The sequence below is a fragment of the Nocardia sp. NPDC004415 genome (assembly GCF_053602435.1).
The window spans coordinates 24,640-43,022 of record NZ_JBSGDP010000055.1 but is presented as its reverse complement, the minus strand read 5'-3'; the positions used below and the strand labels follow the sequence as shown (position 1 = coordinate 43,022).

Genomic DNA, 18,383 nt, shown 5'->3' with positions numbered 1-18,383 from the left:
GCCGCTGCGGCGCCGGGCGCGCGGCCCGCCACGGTCACCTCGTGCCCGGCCGCGCGGAGGGCGGCGGCGAGAGTGCCGCCGACGCGGCCGTTTCCGAGGACTGCGATGGTGGTCATGGTGAATTCGGTCCCTTCGGGGGTCAACGGGAGATGGCGGCGGCGGCCGCGGCGTGAAGGCCGGGTGCGGCGGCCAGGAAGCTGTCGCTGTGCGGAGTCCAGGGGTTGCCTGCGGCATCGGAGACCCGGCCACCGGCCTCGGCGACCAGCAAGGCTCCGGGCAGTAGATCGGCGCGGGCGCCGGCGAACTGCCAGAAGGCGTCTACGCGGCCCGCGGCGACATTCGCCAGGTGCAGGGTCGCGGGCACCGCGACACGGACGACGAGCGCGTCGACGAGCATCGCGGTGATCGAGGCGCCGATGGCGCCCACGACGGCCGCGTCCTCGTCGGGACGGGCCTGGCTGGTGGCCACGATGCCGAGGCCGAGGTCGGTGGTCTGCGCGACGTGCAACCGGTGGCCGTCGAGGTGGGCGCCCGCGCCGGTGCGCGCGGTGTAGGTCTGGCCGGTCAGCGGCAGGTGGACCACGGTGAGCACCGGCTGGTTGTCGCGCACCAGGGTGGCGGTCACCGCCCACTCGGGCAGGGCGTGCAGGTGGTTGACATTGCCTTCGGCCGGATCGACGACCCACCATTCACCCGCGGGCAGCGGCCCGCCGTCCAGTTCGTCGTCCACCCAGCCGGCGTCCGGGCGCAGCGCGGTCAGGCGCGGCCGCAGGATCGCGAGGGCCGCGTCATCGTTGCCCGCCAGTGCGGTCATCAGTTCCGCGCGCGTCCGGTAGCCGACCACCTCGCCGAAGCGCTCGCGCAGCACCGCGCCGGCCGCACGTACCGCGCTCGCCGTGCGGTCGAGCAGCTCGGCGTCCGAGAGCGTGACAGTGGTGGTCGAGAAGTTTCAGACATAGCGATACTCCCAGTTCACAAGTGGTTTTCGGAGCCGGAGGTGCCGCCTTGGCGGTGTTCCGAGCTCCTGTCGACGAGGCTATGCGGCACCTCGATTAACGACAAGTGCATGGATGACACGCCTAGGATTACTCCCATGCAATTGGATTTGAATCTGCTCGCCGCGCTCGACGCGCTGCTGGAGGAGGGGAGTGTGGCCGGTGCCGCGGCACGGCTGCACGTCACCGCGCCCGCGATGAGCCGCAGCCTGGGCAGGATCCGGCGAACGACCGGCGATCAGATCCTGGTGCGTACTGGTCGCACGATGACGCCGACGCCGTACGCGGTCGCGGTGCGCGAACAGGTGCACGAGCTGCTGCACCAGGTCCGGGGGGTGCTCACGCCGAGCCGTGAGCTCGATCCGGCGACGCTGGAGCGCACGTTCACACTCCGCTGGCACGACTCGCTGGTCGCCGCGAGCGGGCCCGCGCTGTTGGACGCCGTGCGCGCGCAGGCGCCGGGTGTACGACTGCGTTTCCTCGCCGAATCCAGTGGCGACACTCCCGAATTGCGCCGCGGCGAAGTCGATCTGGAGGCCAATGCTAACCGGTCGACCGCACCCGATATCCGGTCCGAGCGGGTCGCCGCCACTCCGCTGGTCATCGTTGTGCGCCAGGGACATCCGTTCGTCGGGACCGAGGTCACCGCGCAACGCTATGCCGCCGCCGAGCACGTCACCGTGTCGCGGCGTGGCAGTCTCACCAACGCCGTCGACGACGCGCTCGCCCGGCTCGGGCTCACCCGCGGTGTGGTCGCGTCCGCGCCCACCGAAGCCGCCGCGCTGGAATTCGCGCGCCGCTCCGACCTGCTGATCACCGTTCCCGAATCGGTGACGCGCGCGACCGCCACCGCGCTGGGCCTGGTCGTGCTGCCGCTACCTGTCGACCTGCCGCCTGCGCCGATCCACCTGTCCTGGCACCAGCGCAACGACACCGACCATGCCCATGTCTGGCTGCGCGCACTGGCGCGTACCGCGCTGGTGGAGGCGAGTGCGAGCCGCATGACGACATAGGTGATGTAGACCGCCCGGCACGCCGGTGCCGGGCGGCATGCCGTCACAGGCGGCGTGGTCGGCGACGACCGACACCTCACCACAGTGAACCGGGCGAGACCGCCTCGACCGACGACGACGCCGCCGATCGCCTCGGCGACCGGCGGCGTACGTGTGTGCTCGAGGGATCAGGGGACGCGGCGGACGGCGCCCTTGTCGGCGGAGGTGGCCAGGGCGGCGTAGGCGCGCAGGGCCGTCGTCACCGGGCGGACGCGGTCGACCGGCTGCCACGGGCGCTCCGAGGCCTCCATCTTCGCGCGGCGTTCGGCGAGCACCTCGTCGGAGACCAGCACCTCTAGCGCGCGGGTCTGCACGTCGACGCGGATGCGGTCACCGTTCTCGATCAGGCCGATCACGCCACCCTGGGCGGCTTCGGGGGAGATGTGGCCGATCGACAGGCCCGAGGTGCCGCCGGAGAAGCGGCCGTCGGTGATCAGCGCGCACACCTTGCCCAGGCCCGCGCCCTTGAGGAACGCGGTGGGGTGCAGCATCTCCTGCATGCCGGGGCCGCCGGAGGGGCCCTCGTAGCGCACGACGATCACGTCACCGGCCTGGATCTTCTTGCCCAGGATCATCGAGACCGCCTCCTCCTGCGACTCGACCACCACGGCCGGGCCCTCGAAGGTGAACAGGTCCTCGTCGATGCCTGCGGTCTTGAGGATCGCGCCGTCGGGCGCGATGTTGCCGCGCAGCACACACAGCCCACCCTCGACGGTGTAGGCGTGTTCGACGTCGCGGATGCAGCCGCCCGCGGCGTCGGTGTCCAGCGAGGACCAGCGGTTGGCGGTGGAGAACGGCTCGGTGGTGCGCACGCCGCCGGGCGCGGCGTGGAACAGCTCGAGCGCTTCCTCGGAAGCCTTGCCGGAGCGGATGTCCCAGGTGTCGAGGTATTCCTCGAAGTTCGCGGAGTGCACCATGGTGACGTCGGTCTCGAGCAGTCCGCCGCGGCGCAGCTCACCCAGGATGGCCGGGATGCCACCGGCGCGGTGCACGTCTTCCATGTGGTAGTCGGAGTTCGGCGAGACCTTCGACAAACACGGCACCCGGCGCGAGATCTCGTCGATGGTGCCCAGATCGAAGTCGATCTCGCCCTCCTGCGCGGCGGCGAGGGTGTGCAGGACGGTGTTGGTGGACCCGCCCATGGCCACGTCCAGCGCCATGGCGTTGCGGAAAGCCTTGACGTTGGCCACATTGCGCGGCAGCACCGAGGCGTCGTCGTCGCGGTACCAGCGGTTGGCGATGTCGACGATCACACGACCGGCCCGCTGGAACAGCGCGCGGCGCGCCTCGTGGGTGGCCAGCGTGGAGCCGTTGCCCGGCAGGGCCAGACCCAGCGCCTCGGTGAGGCAGTTCATCGAGTTCGCGGTGAACATGCCCGAACACGAGCCGCAGGTGGGGCAGGCCGACCGCTCGACCGCGTCCAGACCTTCCTCGGACACGGCCTGATTCGCGCTGGCCGAGATGGCGTGCACCAGGTCCAGCGGCGCGTGCGCGACGCCGTCGGCGACCACGGCCTTGCCCGCTTCCATCGGCCCGCCGGAGACGAACACGGCCGGGATGTTGAGGCGCATGGCGGCATTGAGCATGCCGGGAGTGATCTTGTCGCAGTTGGAGATACACACCAGCGCGTCGGCGGTGTGGGCGTTGGCCATGTATTCCACCGAGTCGGCGATGATCTCGCGCGAGGGCAGCGAGTAGAGCATGCCGCCGTGGCCCATGGCGATACCGTCGTCGACGGCGATGGTGTGGAACTCGCGCGGGACGCCGCCTGCGGCGCGCACGGCCTCGGCGACGATGTCGCCCACGTTCTTCAGGTGCACGTGACCGGGCACGAACTGGGTGTAGGAGTTCGCGATCGCGACGATCGGCTTGCCGAAATCGGAGTCGGTCATCCCGGTGGCGCGCCAGAGCGAGCGGGCGCCCGCGGCGTTGCGGCCGATGGTGGTGGTGCGTGAGCGAAGCGGTGGCATGGGGGAGTCCTCGTGTGTCGCTGGGTGCGTCCGAGCGTGCGCGCAGGGGGCTGACCTGCGTGCCCGCGATGCGAGCGCGCGGTGCGTCCGGCAACCCCGCACGTTACTCCGGGGCGCGCTGGTCGCGTCGCGCCGGTGCTGGGGTGAACGGGTGCCGGAACCGGGCTCGAGGCGGGAGTGTCGCTCCGGAGTGTGTCGCCGCGGTGATGCCGTCGGCGCGGGGTGCCCGGGTGCCGTCAGCTTACCGGTAGAACAGCCGGACCCGCCGCGTGGATTCCCGCGGTGATCGAGCCGACTCTCACTGCTCGGTGCCGGGCTCCTCGGCTTTCGCGTCCGCCTCGGCCTTCGCCTCGGCTCGCTCGGCCTCGATCCGCGCGTTCTCGGCGGCTTCGGCGGCGGCGAACACATCGGGCAGCCTGCCCCCGGACGCCTCGATCAGCTCGCGCAGCCGGTCGTAGCCCACGGCGGGCAGCTTGACCTCGGAGTCGTCGGTCAGCCGGGCCCGCACATATCCGCGCTTGGGGATGCTGACGCCCTTGACCTGACTCCAGTCCAGGTGCTTCTTGCTCACCATCGTGCTCAGATCCAGCCCCGCCTCCGAGACGGTGGTGTGCGTGCGTACCACCCACCAGATCGCGATCAGCGGGAACAGCAGCAGCCACCACAGCCCCGCGGGCCAGCCGACGAACGGGAAGAACACACAGAACGCCAGCACCAGCACACCGATATAGGCCAGCCGCGGCACCCCGATCACGTGCAGGCCCGGCGTCGGCACGTTCGTGCGGCGCGGGATCAGCAGCCAGACGACCACCGCGGTCGGCACGATCAGCCCGATCCGCAGCCCCAGCGACCAGTCCTGCACCGTCCCGACGACGACGAAGATCAGGTACGCCAGTACCACCGCGCCGATGGCGGCGAGACGGCCGGGAGTGGCCGCGCGCAGGCCACCGGGTCGCGAGGGCCGACCCGTATCGGTTCCCTCGTCGGCGGTGTGGGACGATTTAGCCGGTGGCACGGACTGATGCGGTGATGACACCCCTCCATCCTCGCATCTCGGTATTCGGACCCACGCAACCACTCGAGTCCCACAGAATGGGATGCGAAAGGTAGCCTGTTTGACTCTTCGCTCCACGCGCGCCTAACGTCGTGCGTGTGAAACGAAACGAGTTGCTCGTAATCGGCCGGCGCGTCCAGCGTTGAGCCTGACTACCTGAGTCGAATACGTCAGCTCGCGTTGCGACGCGCCACCCTCGAACAGCCCTGCGCTGGTCGGGGGCTTTTTTGTGTTCGGGCGAATTCCGCGCCAGTCCGGAGTCAGAACGACAAAGTTAGGAACGAAGACGGTGAGTGCACCAACCGCACGACCCGGGCCATCGGCCCGCAGGTCAGCGCCTTCGGCGAACCAGCCTGCCGCTGGTAGCCCGGCGACCAACCCCTCCCGCCGCCAGGTCGCGCCCGAGCGCGTCACCGGCGCGCAGTCGGTTGTTCGGTCCCTCGAAGAGCTCGACGTCGACACCGTATTCGGCATTCCCGGCGGCGCGGTCCTTCCCGTCTACGACCCGCTGTTCGACTCCGAGAAGGTCCGCCACGTCCTGGTGCGCCACGAGCAGGGCGCTGGGCACGCGGCGACCGGCTACGCGCAGGCCTCCGGCAAGGTCGGTGTGTGTATGGCCACCTCCGGTCCCGGCGCGACCAACCTGGTGACCCCGCTGGCCGACGCCCAGATGGACTCGGTCCCGATCGTGGCGATCACCGGTCAGGTGCCGTCGAGCCTGGTCGGCACCGACGCCTTCCAGGAAGCCGACATCTCCGGCATCACCATGCCGATCACCAAGCACAACTTCCTGGTCAAGGACCCGATCGACATCCCGCGCATCCTGGCCGAGGCGTTCTACCTCGCCGCCTCGGGCCGCCCGGGCGCCGTCCTGGTCGACATCACCAAGGACGCCCTGCAGGCCCAGACCACGTTCTCGTGGCCGCCGGAGATGCGGCTGCCCGGCTACCGTCCGGTCACCAAGCCGCACGGCAAGCAGGTGCGCGAGGCCGCCAGGATGATCCTGGAGTCCAAGTCGCCGGTGCTCTACGTCGGCGGCGGTGTGATCAAGTCCGACGCCTCGGCCGAGCTGCTGGAGCTAGCCGAGCTGACCGGCATCCCGGTGGTCACCACCCTGATGGCGCGCGGTGCGTTCCCCGACAGCCACACCCTGAACATGGGCATGCCCGGCATGCACGGCACCGTCGGCGCCGTCGCGGCCCTGCAGCGCTCGGACCTGCTGATCACCCTCGGCGCCCGCTTCGACGACCGCGTCACCGGTCAGCTGGACTCCTTCGCGCCCGACGCCAAGGTCATCCACGCCGACATCGACCCGGCCGAGATCGGCAAGAACCGCCACGCCGACGTCCCGATCGTGGGCGACGCGCGTGAGGTCATCGTCGAGCTGATCGAGACCCTCAAGGCCGACCCGCAGTCCGGCGAGGCCCCGCTGCTGAACCTCACCGAGTGGTGGGCCTACCTCAGTGACATCCGCGACAACTACCCGCTGGGCTGGAGTCAGCCCAGCGACGGGTCGCTCTCGCCGGAGTTCGTCATCGAGGCGCTGGGCCGCCTGGCCGGTCCCGAGGCCGTGTACTGCGCCGGTGTCGGCCAGCACCAGATGTGGGCCGCGCAGTTCATCAAGTACGAGAACCCGCGCACCTGGCTGAACTCCGGTGGCCTGGGCACCATGGGCTACGCCGTTCCGGCGGCCATGGGCGCCAAGATGGGCGCTCCGGAGAAGGAGGTCTGGGCGGTCGACGGTGACGGCTGCTTCCAGATGACCAACCAGGAGCTGGCCACCTGCGCCGTCGAGGGCGTGCCGATCAAGGTCGCGCTGATCAACAACGGCAACCTCGGCATGGTCCGCCAGTGGCAGACCCTGTTCTACGAGGAGCGCTACTCCAACACCGACCTGGGCACGCACACCCTGCGCATCCCCGACTTCGTCAAGCTGGCCGAGGCGCTGGGTTGCGTCGGCATCCGGGTGGAGAAGGAAGACGAGGTCGAGGCCGCGATCCGCCAGGCGCAGTCCATCACCGACCGCCCGGTCGTGATCGACTTCATCGTCGGCAAGGACGCCCAGGTGTGGCCGATGGTCGCGGCGGGCACCAGCAACGACGAGATCATGTTCGCCCGCGGCATCCGTCCGCTGTTCGACGAGGACGAGCAGGTCTCCGAGCCGGCCGTCATCCACGAGGCGATGAACAAGGAGCAGGCATGAGCGAGCGCAGCGAGCGCCCGATGAACACAGCCACGATCGTGATCGTGCCAACGCCGAGCGCTAGCGAGGTGGCGGCATGAGCACGACCCACACCCTGAGCGTTCTCGTCGAGGACAAGCCGGGCGTGCTGGCGCGAGTCGCGAGCCTGTTCTCGCGCCGCGGCTTCAATATCGAGTCCCTCGCCGTCGGTGGCACCGAGATCCCCGATATCTCGCGCATGACCATCGTCGTGACGGTCGACGATCTGCCGCTCGAGCAGGTCACCAAGCAGCTCAACAAGCTGATCAACGTCATCAAGATCGTGGAGCAGGACGCCGACGCCTCGGTGGCCCGCGAACTGATCCTGGTGAAGGTGCGCGCCGACGCCTCGGTCCGCACCCAGGTGATCGAGGCCGTGCAACTGTTCCGCGCCAAGGTGATCGACGTCTCACCCGACGCGCTGACCATCGAGGCCACGGGCACCCGCTCGAAGCTGGATGCCCTGCTGCGCATGGTGGAGCCGTACGGTATCCGCGAGATCGTGCAGTCCGGTGTCGTGGCCGTGGGCCGCGGACCCAAGTCGATCACCGCAACCCGCTAACTTTCCAACAACCAGAAATAATCCAGAAGGGACTCCACTGTGGCAGTCGAGATGTTCTACGACGACGACGCTGACCTGTCGATCATCCAGGGCCGCAAGGTCGCCGTGATCGGCTACGGCAGCCAGGGTCACGCGCACTCGCTGAGCCTGCGCGACTCCGGTGTCGACGTGCGCGTCGGCCTGGCCGAGGGCTCCAAGTCGCGCCCGAAGGCCGAAGAGGCCGGTCTGACCGTCGGCACCCCCGCCGAGGTCGCCGAGTGGGCCGACGTGATCATGGTGCTGGCCCCCGACACCGCCCAGGCGTCGATCTTCACCAACGACATCGAGCCCAACCTGAAGGACGGCGACGCGCTGTTCTTCGGCCACGGCCTCAACATCCACTTCGGTCTGATCAAGGCTCCGGCCAACGTCACCGTCGCCATGGTCGCCCCGAAGGGCCCCGGCCACCTGGTGCGTCGTCAGTTCGCCGACGGCAAGGGCGTCCCGGCCCTGATCGCGGTCGACCAGGACCCGACCGGCGAGGGCCAGGCGCTGGCGCTGTCCTACGCCAAGGGCATCGGCGGCACCCGCGCGGGCGTCATCAAGACCACCTTCAAGGAAGAGACCGAGACCGACCTGTTCGGTGAGCAGGCCGTCCTCTGTGGTGGTACCGAGGAACTGGTCAAGACCGGTTTCGAGGTCATGGTCGAGGCGGGCTACGCCCCCGAGATGGCCTACTTCGAGGTGCTGCACGAGCTGAAGCTGATCGTCGACCTCATGTACGAGGGCGGCATCGCGCGCATGAACTACTCGGTGTCCGACACCGCGGAGTTCGGCGGCTACCTGTCCGGTCCGCGCGTCATCGACGCCGACACCAAGGAGCGCATGAAGGCGATCCTCAAGGACATCCAGGACGGCACCTTCGTCAAGCGCCTCGTCGCCAACGTCGAGGGCGGCAACAAGGAGCTCGAGGGCCTGCGCAAGGAGAACGCCGAGCACCCCATCGAGGTCACCGGCGCCAAGCTCCGCGGCCTGATGAGCTGGGTCGACCGCCCGATCACCGAAACCGCCTGAGGTTTCCCCGCTCCACCCGAAGGGCCCACTCGCCACCGCGAGCGGGCCCTTCGCCTTTTCGGCCCGTAGCGTCACCCCTGATGGAATCTGTGGAGTCTGTGAACGGTGTGCGGTATCGGCTCGTCGGTGATGACGACGAGGTGCGTTGGCTCAGCGCCGCGGACGCGACCGGCTTGTTCGAGCCGGTGTCGGCCGAGCAGGGGGAGCGCCGGGTCGAGTTTCTCGGTTGTGTGGTGGAAGGTGCACTCCTGCGGGGTGTGGAGCGGGTGGGGACTCGTCGCGCCGCGGTGGGTAGTGCCGATCTCGACTTCCTCGATCCGGACGGGCGGCGCATCGGGGGCTATTTCGTCAGCGGGATCACCGTCGAGGAAGTCCGGGCGAGTGTGGGCGGCGCGGGTCTGGTGGACGTGGCGGTGACGCTGTTCTGCGATGACCTGCTGCCCGCGGCCCGGTGGCCGTGGGAGCTCGTGCGGTCCGGCAGGCTCGATGCACTCGGGTTGTGGCGGCCGCTGGACCCGGCCGGACGCCACGCGTGGCTCTCGGTGGCACTGCATCGGCACACCTGCGCGGACGATCCGCCCGGCAGACGATACGTCCTGGACGGGCGCGACATCGTCGACGAGGACAGTTTCTACTGCGCGCTCGGCGAGGCCGTGAACGGGCCCGGCGGATACTTCGGGTGGAATCTCGGTGCACTCGAGGACTGCCTGTGTGGCGGATTCGGGGCGACACCTCCGTTCACCCTGGAATGGACCGAATCCAGCAGGGCGAGAAGCGCTCTGGCGGTGCCGCTGCCCTGCGGTGACGGCACGTTCTTCGACGTGGTGCTCGAGATTCTCGCCGGAAGGAAGGTCGAGGTGTTGCTGCGGTGACATCCCGGGGCGGCGGCGACTCCCGATCGCAGGTCCTTGCCGTTGCGCCCCGGTAGCGCGAGACTTGCTCGATGACGACCGTGGCGGATTTCGATCGGGATGCTGTCGAGGTGGGGCGGGCGGCGCGGAAGGTGGTGTCGCGGTCGGCGTTGGGGGTGTGGGGGCCGGGGCCGGGGCGGGAGGATCCGGTGGCGATTCTCGAGCGGCAGGCGCAGACGCGGGTGCCGCAGCTGGTGCCGATCCGGTACGCGCGCATGGCGATCTCGCCGTTCACCTTCCTGCGCGGCGCACCGGCGATCCTGGCCGCCGACCTGGCGCAGAGCCCGAACACCGGGCTGACGGTGCAGCTCTGCGGTGACGCGCACCTGTCCAATTTCGGCCTCTACGCCTCCCCGGAACGCAATCTCGTCTTCGATCTCAACGACTTCGACGAAACCCTGCCCGGCCCCTTCGAATGGGATGTCAAACGCCTGGCTGCCAGCGTCGCCGTCGCCGCCCGCGACAACGGCTGCTCCGACGAGCAGGCCGCCGAGGCCGCCGAAGGCGCAGGCCGGGGCTACCGGGAGGCGATGGCGACCATGGCGGGTCTGGATTCGCTGAGCATCTGGTACGAACGCGTCGACGCCGACACCGTCACCGCCGCCATCCCGAAGCAGAAGCGCCGCAAGGTCGCCGAGAAGACGGTGAACTCCGCCCGCAAACGCACCAGTTTGCAGGCCCTGGACAAGCTCACCGAGCCCGACGCGCACGGCGTCCCGCGCATCAAGAACCAGCCGCCGCTGCTGGTGCCGATCGAACTGCTCGACGAGAAGGACATCAAGGCGGTCCTCGGCGACTACCGCCGCAGCCTGCCCGACGAGCGCCGCATTCTGCTGGACCGTCACGTCCTGGTCGACATGGCGATGAAGGTGGTCGGCGTCGGCAGTGTGGGCACCCGCTGTTTCATCGTGCTGTTCATGGACAAGGAGTCGGGCACGCCACTGTTCTTGCAGGTCAAAGAGGCCGAGACCTCGGTACTGGCGGCCCATCTGTCCGCGAGCCGTTTCCAGCACCAGGGCCACCGGGTGGTCGCGGGGCAGCGGCTCATGCAGGCCGCCAGCGACATCTTCCTCGGCTGGGCGACCGGCCCGGCGGGACGCTATTTCTACTGGCGCCAGCTCAAGGACATGAAGGGCTCGGCCGATATCGGCATCCTCGCCCCGCACGAACTCGCGAACTACGCGAGCCTGTGCGGTGCCGTGCTGGCCCGCGCGCACGCCCGCTCCGGCGACCGCCTGGCCATTCACGCCTACCTCGGCGACAACGACAGATTCGACAAGGCGATGAGCGAGTTCGCCCTCGCCTATGCCGACCAGACCGTCACCGACCGCGACGCCCTGCTGGCCGCGATCGACTCCGGCCGGATCACCGCCGCCCCGCACGCCTACTAGCCCTGCCACTACACTGGTTACCGATGAGTAAGTTCTTTGCCTCGGTGGACCAGGTGACCGACCGGCTGACCGCGGCCGGCTATCTGCCGTCCCTCGACATCGCGACCGCGGTCTTCCTCGCCGACCGGCTCGGCAAGCCCCTGCTGATCGAGGGTCCCGCCGGTGTGGGCAAGACCGAGCTGGCCAAGGCCATCGCCACCGCGGTGAGTGCCGAGCTGGTCCGCCTGCAGTGCTACGAGGGCATCGACGAGGCCCGCGCCCTCTATGAGTGGAACCACGCCAAGCAGCTGCTGCGCATCACCGCCACCGACGGCGAGGGCTGGGACAGCACCCGCGACCACGTCTTCACCGAGGAGTTCCTGCTCGCCCGCCCCCTGCTGGCCGCCATCCGCAACCCCGACCCCACGGTCCTGCTCATCGACGAACTCGACAAGGCCGACGTGGAACTGGAGGGCCTGCTCCTGGAGGTCCTCGGCGACTTCCAGGTGAGCATCCCGGAACTGGGCACCGTGACCGCGGTCCGCAAACCGTTCGTGATCCTCACCTCCAACGCGCACCGCGACCTGTCCGAGGCGCTGAAACGCCGCTGCCTGTTCCTGCACATCGACTATCCGACCGCCGAACTGGAGAAGGCGATCGTCCGGCTGAAGGTCCCCGAGCTCGACGCGGACCTCGCCGAACCGGTGGTGACCACGGTCAGCGCGCTGCGTCAGCTCTCGCTGCGCAAGGCGCCGTCGATCGCCGAAACGGTGGACTGGGCGAAAACGCTGGTCGCCCTGGGCACCCGCACGCTGACCGGGAGCGTCGTCCGTTCCACCCTCGGCGTGCTGTTGAAGTACCAGTCCGACCACCGGATGGCGATCGAGAAGCTCGGCTTGGACGACACCGCGCACCCGGGCGTGGCTCCGTGAGCGCGATCCTGCGCGATACCACCCCCACTACCGACCGCCTGGTCGGTTTTGTCGGTCTGCTGCGCGAGCACGGCATCCACGCGGGCCCCAGCGAAACCGTCGACGCCGCCGCCGCGATCGTCGCCTTAGGCACCGCCGACCCGCGCGTGCTGCGCTCGGGCCTGGCCGCCTGCCTGCTGCGCCGCGACGGCCAGCGCACCGTCTTCGACCAGCTCTTCGATCTGTACTTCCTCGACGGCACCCGCCCGGTCACCACGCCCGGCGAGGCGACGGGCGACCTGCGCGACCGCCTCATCGCCACCCTCATCCAGGGCTCCGACACTGCCGAACTGGCCCGCGAAGCGCTCAACACCTTCGGCGCCTACGGCGGCGCGGGGGAGTCGGCGGGGCGGGTCACCACCGCCTCCGGCGCGGGCTGGTCGTCGTACATGACGATGAAATCGCTGCGCCCGGGCGAGATCTCCGAACAGGTCGCGCAAACCCTGGGCGGCACAGGCCAATTCGACGCCGCCGTGCACACCATCGAGGCACGCCGCCGCGTGGAGCAGTTCCGCGCGCAGGTCCAGGCCGAAGCCCGTCTGCGCTCGGCGCAGCTGCGCGGCACCGACTACATCGCCCGGCGCGGCGTCGAACCCGGCGGCGACAGCACCGATTTCCTCGGCGCCCGCGAACAGGACCTCGCCGAGATGCGCAAGTTGGTCCACCCGCTGGCCCGCAAACTCGCCACCCGGCTCGCGGTGCGTCGCAAGAAGGCCGTGCGCGGGTCCATCGATCTGCGCCGCACCCTGCGCCGGTCGATGGCCACCGGCGGCGTGCCGGTCGACCCGGTGTTGCGCGCCCGTAAACGTGGCCGCCCGGATCTCGTCGTGCTGGCCGATGTCTCGGGCTCGGTCACCGGATTCTCCGAATTCACCCTGCAATTGGTGCAGGCGCTCCAAGACCAGTTCAGCCGTGTCCGCAGCTTCGGATTCGTCGACGTCTGCGCCGAGATCACCCACTACTTCACCCCCGGCGATCCGCCGCCGCCCGGTTTCGCGCAGAGCATCGTTCGCGAGGCGGGCGTGGTGCGCTTCGGGTCCAGCAACTACGGCGAGGCGCTGCAAGGTTTTACCGACCACTACCTCGACGCCGTCGGCCCGCGCACCTGCGTGCTGATCCTCGGCGACGCCCGCACCAACCGCACCGACCCCAATCTCGCCGCCCTGCAAGCGATCACCGAACGGGCCAAAGCGGTCTACTGGCTGAACCCGGAACCCGCGCGCTCCTGGTCGACCGGTGATTCGGCAGCCGACGCCTACACCGAGATCGTCACCATGCACGAATGCCGCAATGTGCGCCAGTTGGCCGAAGTCGTCGGCAGGCTGCTGCCCGCCTGAACTCAGCGATACTCGGTGGTGCCCGCCGAGCCGCGGGAGTTGCTCACGAGCTTGGCGAAGCAGTCGTCGACGGGAATCGCGTGGGCGTCGCACCAGGCATTGGCCGAGGCGGGGTCGGCGAAGGACGCGTCGGCCAGGGTGATCCACCAGCCCTGCAGGTCGAAGGTGCTCCAGTCGTCGCTCCAGACCAGGCGAGCCCCGGGGTACTGCTGCCGGAAGCGCTGATTCTGCGCGAGGATCTCACTGTTAGTCCAGCTCACCATCCGCCCGTCGACATCGGCGGCCACCAGACCCGGCTGCTTGGCCGACAGTTGCGGCACCCACCGCTCGGCCAGATTCGCGCTCACCACCGGCCGGTCGGCCGCGGCCTGCGCGAGCAGGGAATCCAGCGCGGCGGACTGCGGGTCGACGGGCACCGCCTGCGGTGACGCCGGTACCGGCGGCGCGTACGGACCGGTCGCGGCGATGGTGTTGCCGATGGTTTGCGGGGCGGCCGATCGGGAGTTGCGCTCGTGCTGCACGATGATGATCCCCGCGGCGATGACGCCCACCGCCAGCGCGGCGACGACCACCAGCGCGCCGAGAACCCACGGCCAGCGGGAAGGGCGGGGCGCATACGGTCCGTTCGGCGGATACCCCGGGTATCCCGGATATCCCACGATCACCTCCGCGGTCGCGGCGCCGACGATCCTCGTCGGTTGCTCGGTCCCCCGTGCCTGCCAAGGAGTCTAGAACTCCTGGCAGGTCACCTCGGGTTTCGTTGCGCAACCGACACGAGCGCCGGTCACCGCGCGGTGAGTCGCACCACCGCGTACTCGTGCTCGCTCTTGGCCTGATACTTCGCGTAGCGGGGCTGGGCGGTGGTGATCGACTCCCAGGCCGCCGTGCGCTCCTGGCCGTGCAGTACCTGCGGCCGCACCGGCCGCGGCGTGCTCGCGGGCAGCTCGATGGTGGCCTCGTCGGGGTTCGCCATCAGGTTGCGCTGCCAGTCCGGGTCGCCGCCCTGACCGCCCGAGGCGACCAGCAGCCAGCCTTCGCCGCCGTCGGAGAACCAGGAGATCGGGGTCTGGCGCGGCTCGCCGCTGCGGCGGCCGACGGTGTGCAGGATCAGCACGTCCATGCCCATGAACTCGCCCTTGCCCTTGCGGATCTTGCGGTTCATCCTGGCGTTCATCTTGTGCTGCATCCAGCGGGAGAAGCCCGAGGTAGCCATCGCGAGTGTCCTTTCGAGTCGGGTGGGGGCTCAGCCCCAGGCGCCGGCGATCTGGCGGGTGGTGGCGTTGAGCCGGTTGAACATGTTGGTCACGCCGATCATCAGCACGATCGATGCCAGCTGACGCTCGTCGAAGTAGCTGGCAGCACTGTCCCAGATCTCGTCGGTGACGGCGTCGGGACGGTCGGCCAGGCGTGTCGCGGCCTCGGCCAGCGTCAGGGCGGCGCGTTCCTCCTCGCTGAAGTACGGTGCCTCGCGCCAGGCGGCCACCGTGGCCAGGCGCTCGTCGCTGACACCGGCCTTGCGGGCGGTCTTGGCGCCGCCGTCCACGCAGGCGCTGCACCCGTTGATCTGGCTGATCCGCAGGTGGACCAGCTCGAGGATCTCGCCGTCGACGCCGCCGGTCTGCACGGCCGCGAGCACCTGCTGGATCGGGCCCATCGCGTCGGTGAGGACCATGGCGGGGTTCTTCATCCGGGACTGCATGTCGTTCTCCTCGTTCGGTGTGTTTCCCGCTGTGCGGGGTGTGGCTCAATAACAGCCCTAGCGCGGCCGCGAAGCGATGGCTGTGGGACACTGTGGGACAGCGGAAAGCAGCCCTGACCTCGGGGTTGTTCACCGAGAATCCGGTGTTTCCGCGCGGGACGACGGAGCGGACAACGGTGCAGCAGCAAGCGACGCGGGCCTACCCCCAGGACGAACTGGCCGCGCGATTGCGCCTGCTCCAGGAACTGTCCGGCCGCGGTGTCCGCGCGCTGGCCCGCGACACCGGCCTGAGCTCGTCGTCGCTGTCGCGCTACCTCAGCGGGCAGACCGTGCCGCCGTGGCCCGCCGTGCTGGAACTGTGCCGCCGGGTCAAACGCGATCCGCGCCCGCTGCGCCCGCTCTGGGAGCGCGCCACCAACCCGCTGCCCGCCCCGCCCAAGACCAGCCGCCAGGTCGCCCCGCCCAGCCCACCGGCCGACGCGCCGCCCCCGCCGCGCAACGACCTGCCCCGCGACATCCCCGACTTCACCGGCCGCGATGAGGCCCTGGCCGACGTGCTCGCCGCCGTGCGCACCGACCGCGTGGTCGCCATCGACGGTATGGCCGGAGTCGGCAAGACCTCCCTGGCCGTGCACGCCGCCCACCGCCTCACCGCCGACTATCCCGACGCCCAGCTCTATCTCGACCTGCACGGCTTCACCGACGGCCGCCAGCCCCTCGACCCCGACGCCGCCCTGCGTGCCCTGCTGGCCGCGCTCCAGGTGCCCTCGCAGAAGGTGCCGCAGGAAGGTGGCGTCGAGCTGCGCGCCGCCTGCTGGCGCTCGGAACTGGCGCGGCTGCGCGCGGTGATCGTGCTCGACAATGTCGCCGACGCCGCGCAGGTCGCGCCGCTGCTGCCGGGCGCGGGGGAGTCGGTCGCCCTCGTCACCAGCCGCAACCGGCTGCTCGAACTCGACGAGGTGCCCCCGGTGAGCCTCGATGTGCTCACCGAGCGCGAGAGCGCGGAGTTGCTGGCCCGCGCCAGCGGTGACGCGCGCGGCCCCGACGGCAGACTCGCCAAGGAACCCGAACACGCCGCCGAAGTGCTGCGGCTGTGCGGCAACCTGCCGCTGGCGCTGCGCCTGGCCGCGGCCCGCCTGCGGCACCGGCCGGGCTGGTCGGTGGGCATCCTGGTCGAGCGAATGGCCGAGGGGCCCAGCGAATTCGACACCGCCTTCGGTATGTCGGTACGTCAGTTGCCCCGCGATCAGCGGCGCCTGTTCCGGCTGCTCGGCCTGATCCCCGGTTCCACCTTCACCGACTACGTCGCCGCCGCCGTGGCCGATGTTCCACTGCGCACCGCCCGCGCCATGCTCGAGGACCTCCTCGACGCGCACCTGGTCCAGCAACCCGCCGACGGGCGCTACCGCCTGCACGACCTGGTCCGTCAGCACGCCCGCCGCGCCACCTTCGACACTGATTCCGCCGCCGACCGCGAGCGCGCCCTGCACCGCGTCCTGGACTACTACGTGCACACCGCCGCGGCCGCCGATGCCGCCATGCCCTTCCCGACCCCCACCCCGCCGGTCTCGGCGGGCAGCGCACCGGCCGAGGTGCCGGCCTTCCCCGGCCGCGACGCCGCGTTCTTCTGGTTCGTCGCCGAATACACGAACCTGATGGCCGTGTTCTACGCCGCCGTCGAGGCGGGCGCCGACGCCCACGTCTGCGAACTCCCGCGCTTCCTGCGCACCTTCTTCGCCCGCCGCTGCGGCACCACACATCTCAACGAACTGTTCGAACGCTCACTCGCCGCGGCCCAGCAGCTCGGCGACCCCCGTCGCCTGGCCGAAGCCCACAGCGACCTCGGCTTCGCCCGCTACAACGCGGGCCGGATGACCGAGGCGGCCGCCGCCTACGCCGCCGCGGCCCCACTGGTCGCCGCCGCGGGCGACCCGCTGCCGCGCGCCGACCTGATCATGCGATGCGCCCAATTGCGCTGGGACGAAGGCGATGTCGAGGAACCACTGACTTTGTTCCGGCAGGCACGGGAACTGTATGCCGGCAGCGGATGTCCCGTCAGCGCCGCCGACGCCGTCGCGGGGGAGGCCTGGGCGGTCCTGCAATTGGGCGAGCCGGCCGAAGCCGCGCGGCTGGCCCGCGAAGCCCTTGACCTCGCCGGTGACCAGGCGCCCGCGCTCCAGGCCCGGATCACCCTCGGCGTCGCCATCGCCGACACCGACCCCGAGGACGCGCTCACCCACCTCGACCAGGCGCTGGCCGCCGCCCGCGCCGACGGCCACCAGCACAACGAGGCCTGGTGCCTGAACTGCCAGGGCGTGGCCCTGCGCCGGATGGGCCGCTTCGACGAGGCCCTCGCCGCGCACCGCGCCGCCTTCGCCCTGCTCGACGAGATGTTCGAGGAACACTGGAAGATCCATTTCCTCAACGGCTACGCGGCCACCTGCCTGCTCGCCGGCCTACCCGACGATGCCCTGCGCCTGTATCGCGAAACCCTCACCCTCGCACCACGAGTGGGCCACCGCTTCACCGAAGCGGCGGCCCACCAGGGCATCGCGGACGTGCTCGAGCCCGCCGACCCGGCCGCGGCCGCCGAGCATCGCGCGGCCGCCGCGGCCCTGCTCGGTCCGGTCAGCCCATCGACTTCGCCCCGTCCAGCGCCTCCCGGATGATGTCGGCGTGGCCGGAGTGCTGGGCGGTCTCGGTCATGATGTGCATCAGCGTGCGCCGCGCGGACCAGCGCGTGTCCGGCTCGAACCACGGCGCCGTGGGCAGCTCGTGCGAGACGTTCAGATCGGGCAGCTCGCGCACCAGCTGATCGGTCTTCGCCGCCACCGCCTCGTAGGCGTCGAGGATGCCGGCGAGGGTGTCGCCCGGCTGCATCTGGAACTCCTTGCCCCACTCCGCGATCTGCTCCTCGGTCATCGACTCGAAATCCGGTGCGGCGGCGGCACCCTCGACGATGAACGTCGCCCAGTTCTGCTCCACCGCCGTGACGTGCTTGATCAGCCCGCCCAGGCACAGCTCGCTGACGGTGGTGTGCAGGCCGGCCTGCTCGTCGGTGAGGTCGCGGACGGTGAAACGCAGGAAGTACCGGTGCTTGCCGAGGGTCTCCAGGATGTCGGCGCGCTCGGTGTCGATCAGAGTGGCGTTCATTGCTGATTCCTTCCGTTGTCGGTGTGAAATCCAAG

The 18,383-nt window shown here is 70.0% G+C and carries 16 protein-coding genes; 9 read left to right on the top strand and 7 right to left on the bottom strand.

Going from position 1 to position 18,383, the window contains the following annotated elements; genetic code table 11:
- Positions 1–139: 139 nt before the first annotated feature.
- Positions 140–910 carry a 3'(2'),5'-bisphosphate nucleotidase CysQ gene (locus tag ACWEMY_RS22860; protein ID WP_452391652.1) on the bottom strand — a complete coding sequence of 257 codons (771 nt, stop codon included), beginning with the start codon at positions 908–910 and terminating at the stop codon, positions 140–142.
- A 183-nt stretch (positions 911–1,093) separates the two neighbouring features.
- Between ACWEMY_RS22860 and ACWEMY_RS22855 the strand changes: the two genes are divergently transcribed.
- The gene (locus tag ACWEMY_RS22855; RefSeq protein ID WP_452391650.1) at positions 1,094–2,008 is read left to right on the top strand and encodes a LysR family transcriptional regulator; all 915 of its coding nucleotides are present in this window, start codon (positions 1,094–1,096) and stop codon (positions 2,006–2,008) included.
- Between the two features lie 167 nt (positions 2,009–2,175).
- On the opposite strand, the gene ilvD is transcribed toward ACWEMY_RS22855, so the two are convergent.
- Together ilvD and ACWEMY_RS22845 are read right to left on the bottom strand one after the other, a co-directional pair.
- Positions 2,176–4,017 (bottom strand): dihydroxy-acid dehydratase, encoded by a 1,842-nt coding sequence (gene ilvD, locus ACWEMY_RS22850; protein ID WP_452391649.1) that lies wholly within the window; start codon positions 4,015–4,017, stop codon positions 2,176–2,178.
- Positions 4,018–4,315: 298 nt separating this feature from the next.
- Entirely contained in the window at positions 4,316–5,053 is a 738-nt protein-coding gene (locus ACWEMY_RS22845; protein WP_452391648.1) for a PH domain-containing protein, read from the bottom strand.
- Between the two features lie 307 nt (positions 5,054–5,360).
- Between ACWEMY_RS22845 and ACWEMY_RS22840 the strand changes: the two genes are divergently transcribed.
- The 7 genes from ACWEMY_RS22840 (at position 5,361) to ACWEMY_RS22810 (ending at position 13,496) form a co-directional block, all read left to right on the top strand.
- Positions 5,361–7,274, top strand: coding sequence for an acetolactate synthase large subunit (locus ACWEMY_RS22840; RefSeq protein ID WP_452391647.1), 1,914 nt, complete (start codon positions 5,361–5,363; stop codon positions 7,272–7,274).
- 76 nt (positions 7,275–7,350) lie between these two features.
- Positions 7,351–7,854 (top strand): acetolactate synthase small subunit, encoded by a 504-nt coding sequence (gene ilvN, locus ACWEMY_RS22835; RefSeq protein WP_375929336.1) that lies wholly within the window; start codon positions 7,351–7,353, stop codon positions 7,852–7,854.
- Positions 7,855–7,905: 51 nt separating this feature from the next.
- Complete coding sequence (gene ilvC / locus ACWEMY_RS22830) at positions 7,906–8,907, top strand: ketol-acid reductoisomerase (protein ID WP_375935356.1); 1,002 nt, start codon at positions 7,906–7,908, stop codon at positions 8,905–8,907.
- Between the two features lie 80 nt (positions 8,908–8,987).
- Positions 8,988–9,779 (top strand): barstar family protein, encoded by a 792-nt coding sequence (locus ACWEMY_RS22825; protein ID WP_452391646.1) that lies wholly within the window; start codon positions 8,988–8,990, stop codon positions 9,777–9,779.
- 71 nt (positions 9,780–9,850) lie between these two features.
- Entirely contained in the window at positions 9,851–11,209 is a 1,359-nt protein-coding gene (locus ACWEMY_RS22820; protein ID WP_452391645.1) for a DUF2252 domain-containing protein, read from the top strand.
- A 23-nt stretch (positions 11,210–11,232) separates the two neighbouring features.
- Complete coding sequence (locus ACWEMY_RS22815) at positions 11,233–12,120, top strand: AAA family ATPase (protein WP_452391644.1); 888 nt, start codon at positions 11,233–11,235, stop codon at positions 12,118–12,120.
- Positions 12,117–13,496: a vWA domain-containing protein gene (locus ACWEMY_RS22810; protein WP_452391643.1), complete on the top strand. Its 1,380-nt coding sequence runs from the start codon at positions 12,117–12,119 to the stop codon at positions 13,494–13,496. The genes ACWEMY_RS22815 and ACWEMY_RS22810 overlap by 4 nt, the downstream gene beginning before the upstream one ends.
- A gap of 2 nt (positions 13,497–13,498) precedes the next feature.
- On the opposite strand, the gene ACWEMY_RS22805 is transcribed toward ACWEMY_RS22810, so the two are convergent.
- The 3 genes from ACWEMY_RS22805 to ACWEMY_RS22795 all read right to left on the bottom strand — a co-directional run bounded on the left by ACWEMY_RS22805 (position 13,499) and on the right by ACWEMY_RS22795 (position 15,195).
- On the bottom strand, positions 13,499–14,155 hold the full coding sequence (locus ACWEMY_RS22805) for a hypothetical protein (protein ID WP_452391642.1): 657 nt from the start codon (positions 14,153–14,155) through the stop codon (positions 13,499–13,501).
- A gap of 125 nt (positions 14,156–14,280) precedes the next feature.
- Positions 14,281–14,709: a nitroreductase family deazaflavin-dependent oxidoreductase gene (locus ACWEMY_RS22800; protein WP_375929330.1), complete on the bottom strand. Its 429-nt coding sequence runs from the start codon at positions 14,707–14,709 to the stop codon at positions 14,281–14,283.
- 30 nt (positions 14,710–14,739) lie between these two features.
- The gene (locus ACWEMY_RS22795; protein WP_375929329.1) at positions 14,740–15,195 is read right to left on the bottom strand and encodes a carboxymuconolactone decarboxylase family protein; all 456 of its coding nucleotides are present in this window, start codon (positions 15,193–15,195) and stop codon (positions 14,740–14,742) included.
- A 176-nt stretch (positions 15,196–15,371) separates the two neighbouring features.
- On the opposite strand from ACWEMY_RS22795, the gene ACWEMY_RS22790 reads away from it, so the two are divergent.
- Entirely contained in the window at positions 15,372–17,864 is a 2,493-nt protein-coding gene (locus ACWEMY_RS22790; protein ID WP_452391641.1) for a tetratricopeptide repeat protein, read from the top strand.
- Here the strand turns inward: ACWEMY_RS22790 and ACWEMY_RS22785 are convergent.
- Positions 17,824–18,348 (bottom strand): DinB family protein, encoded by a 525-nt coding sequence (locus ACWEMY_RS22785; RefSeq protein WP_452391640.1) that lies wholly within the window; start codon positions 18,346–18,348, stop codon positions 17,824–17,826. The two genes, ACWEMY_RS22790 and ACWEMY_RS22785, sit on opposite strands and share 41 nt — an antisense overlap.
- Positions 18,349–18,383: the final 35 nt, after the last annotated feature.

What these genes read in the sequence shown, in the direction of transcription:
- ACWEMY_RS22855 (WP_452391650.1), top strand. Translation starts at nt 1,094, where the DNA reads ATGCAATTGGATTTGAATCTGCTCGCCGCGCTCGACGCGCTGCTGGAG.
- ilvD (WP_452391649.1), bottom strand. Translation starts at nt 4,017, where the DNA reads ATGCCACCGCTTCGCTCACGCACCACCACCATCGGCCGCAACGCCGCG.
- ilvN (WP_375929336.1), top strand. Translation starts at nt 7,351, where the DNA reads ATGAGCACGACCCACACCCTGAGCGTTCTCGTCGAGGACAAGCCGGGC.
- ilvC (WP_375935356.1), top strand. Translation starts at nt 7,906, where the DNA reads ATGTTCTACGACGACGACGCTGACCTGTCGATCATCCAGGGCCGCAAG.
- ACWEMY_RS22825 (WP_452391646.1), top strand. Translation starts at nt 8,988, where the DNA reads ATGGAATCTGTGGAGTCTGTGAACGGTGTGCGGTATCGGCTCGTCGGT.
- ACWEMY_RS22820 (WP_452391645.1), top strand. Translation starts at nt 9,851, where the DNA reads ATGACGACCGTGGCGGATTTCGATCGGGATGCTGTCGAGGTGGGGCGG.
- ACWEMY_RS22815 (WP_452391644.1), top strand. Translation starts at nt 11,233, where the DNA reads ATGAGTAAGTTCTTTGCCTCGGTGGACCAGGTGACCGACCGGCTGACC.
- ACWEMY_RS22800 (WP_375929330.1), bottom strand. Translation starts at nt 14,709, where the DNA reads ATGGCTACCTCGGGCTTCTCCCGCTGGATGCAGCACAAGATGAACGCC.
- ACWEMY_RS22795 (WP_375929329.1), bottom strand. Translation starts at nt 15,195, where the DNA reads ATGCAGTCCCGGATGAAGAACCCCGCCATGGTCCTCACCGACGCGATG.
- ACWEMY_RS22785 (WP_452391640.1), bottom strand. Translation starts at nt 18,348, where the DNA reads ATGAACGCCACTCTGATCGACACCGAGCGCGCCGACATCCTGGAGACC.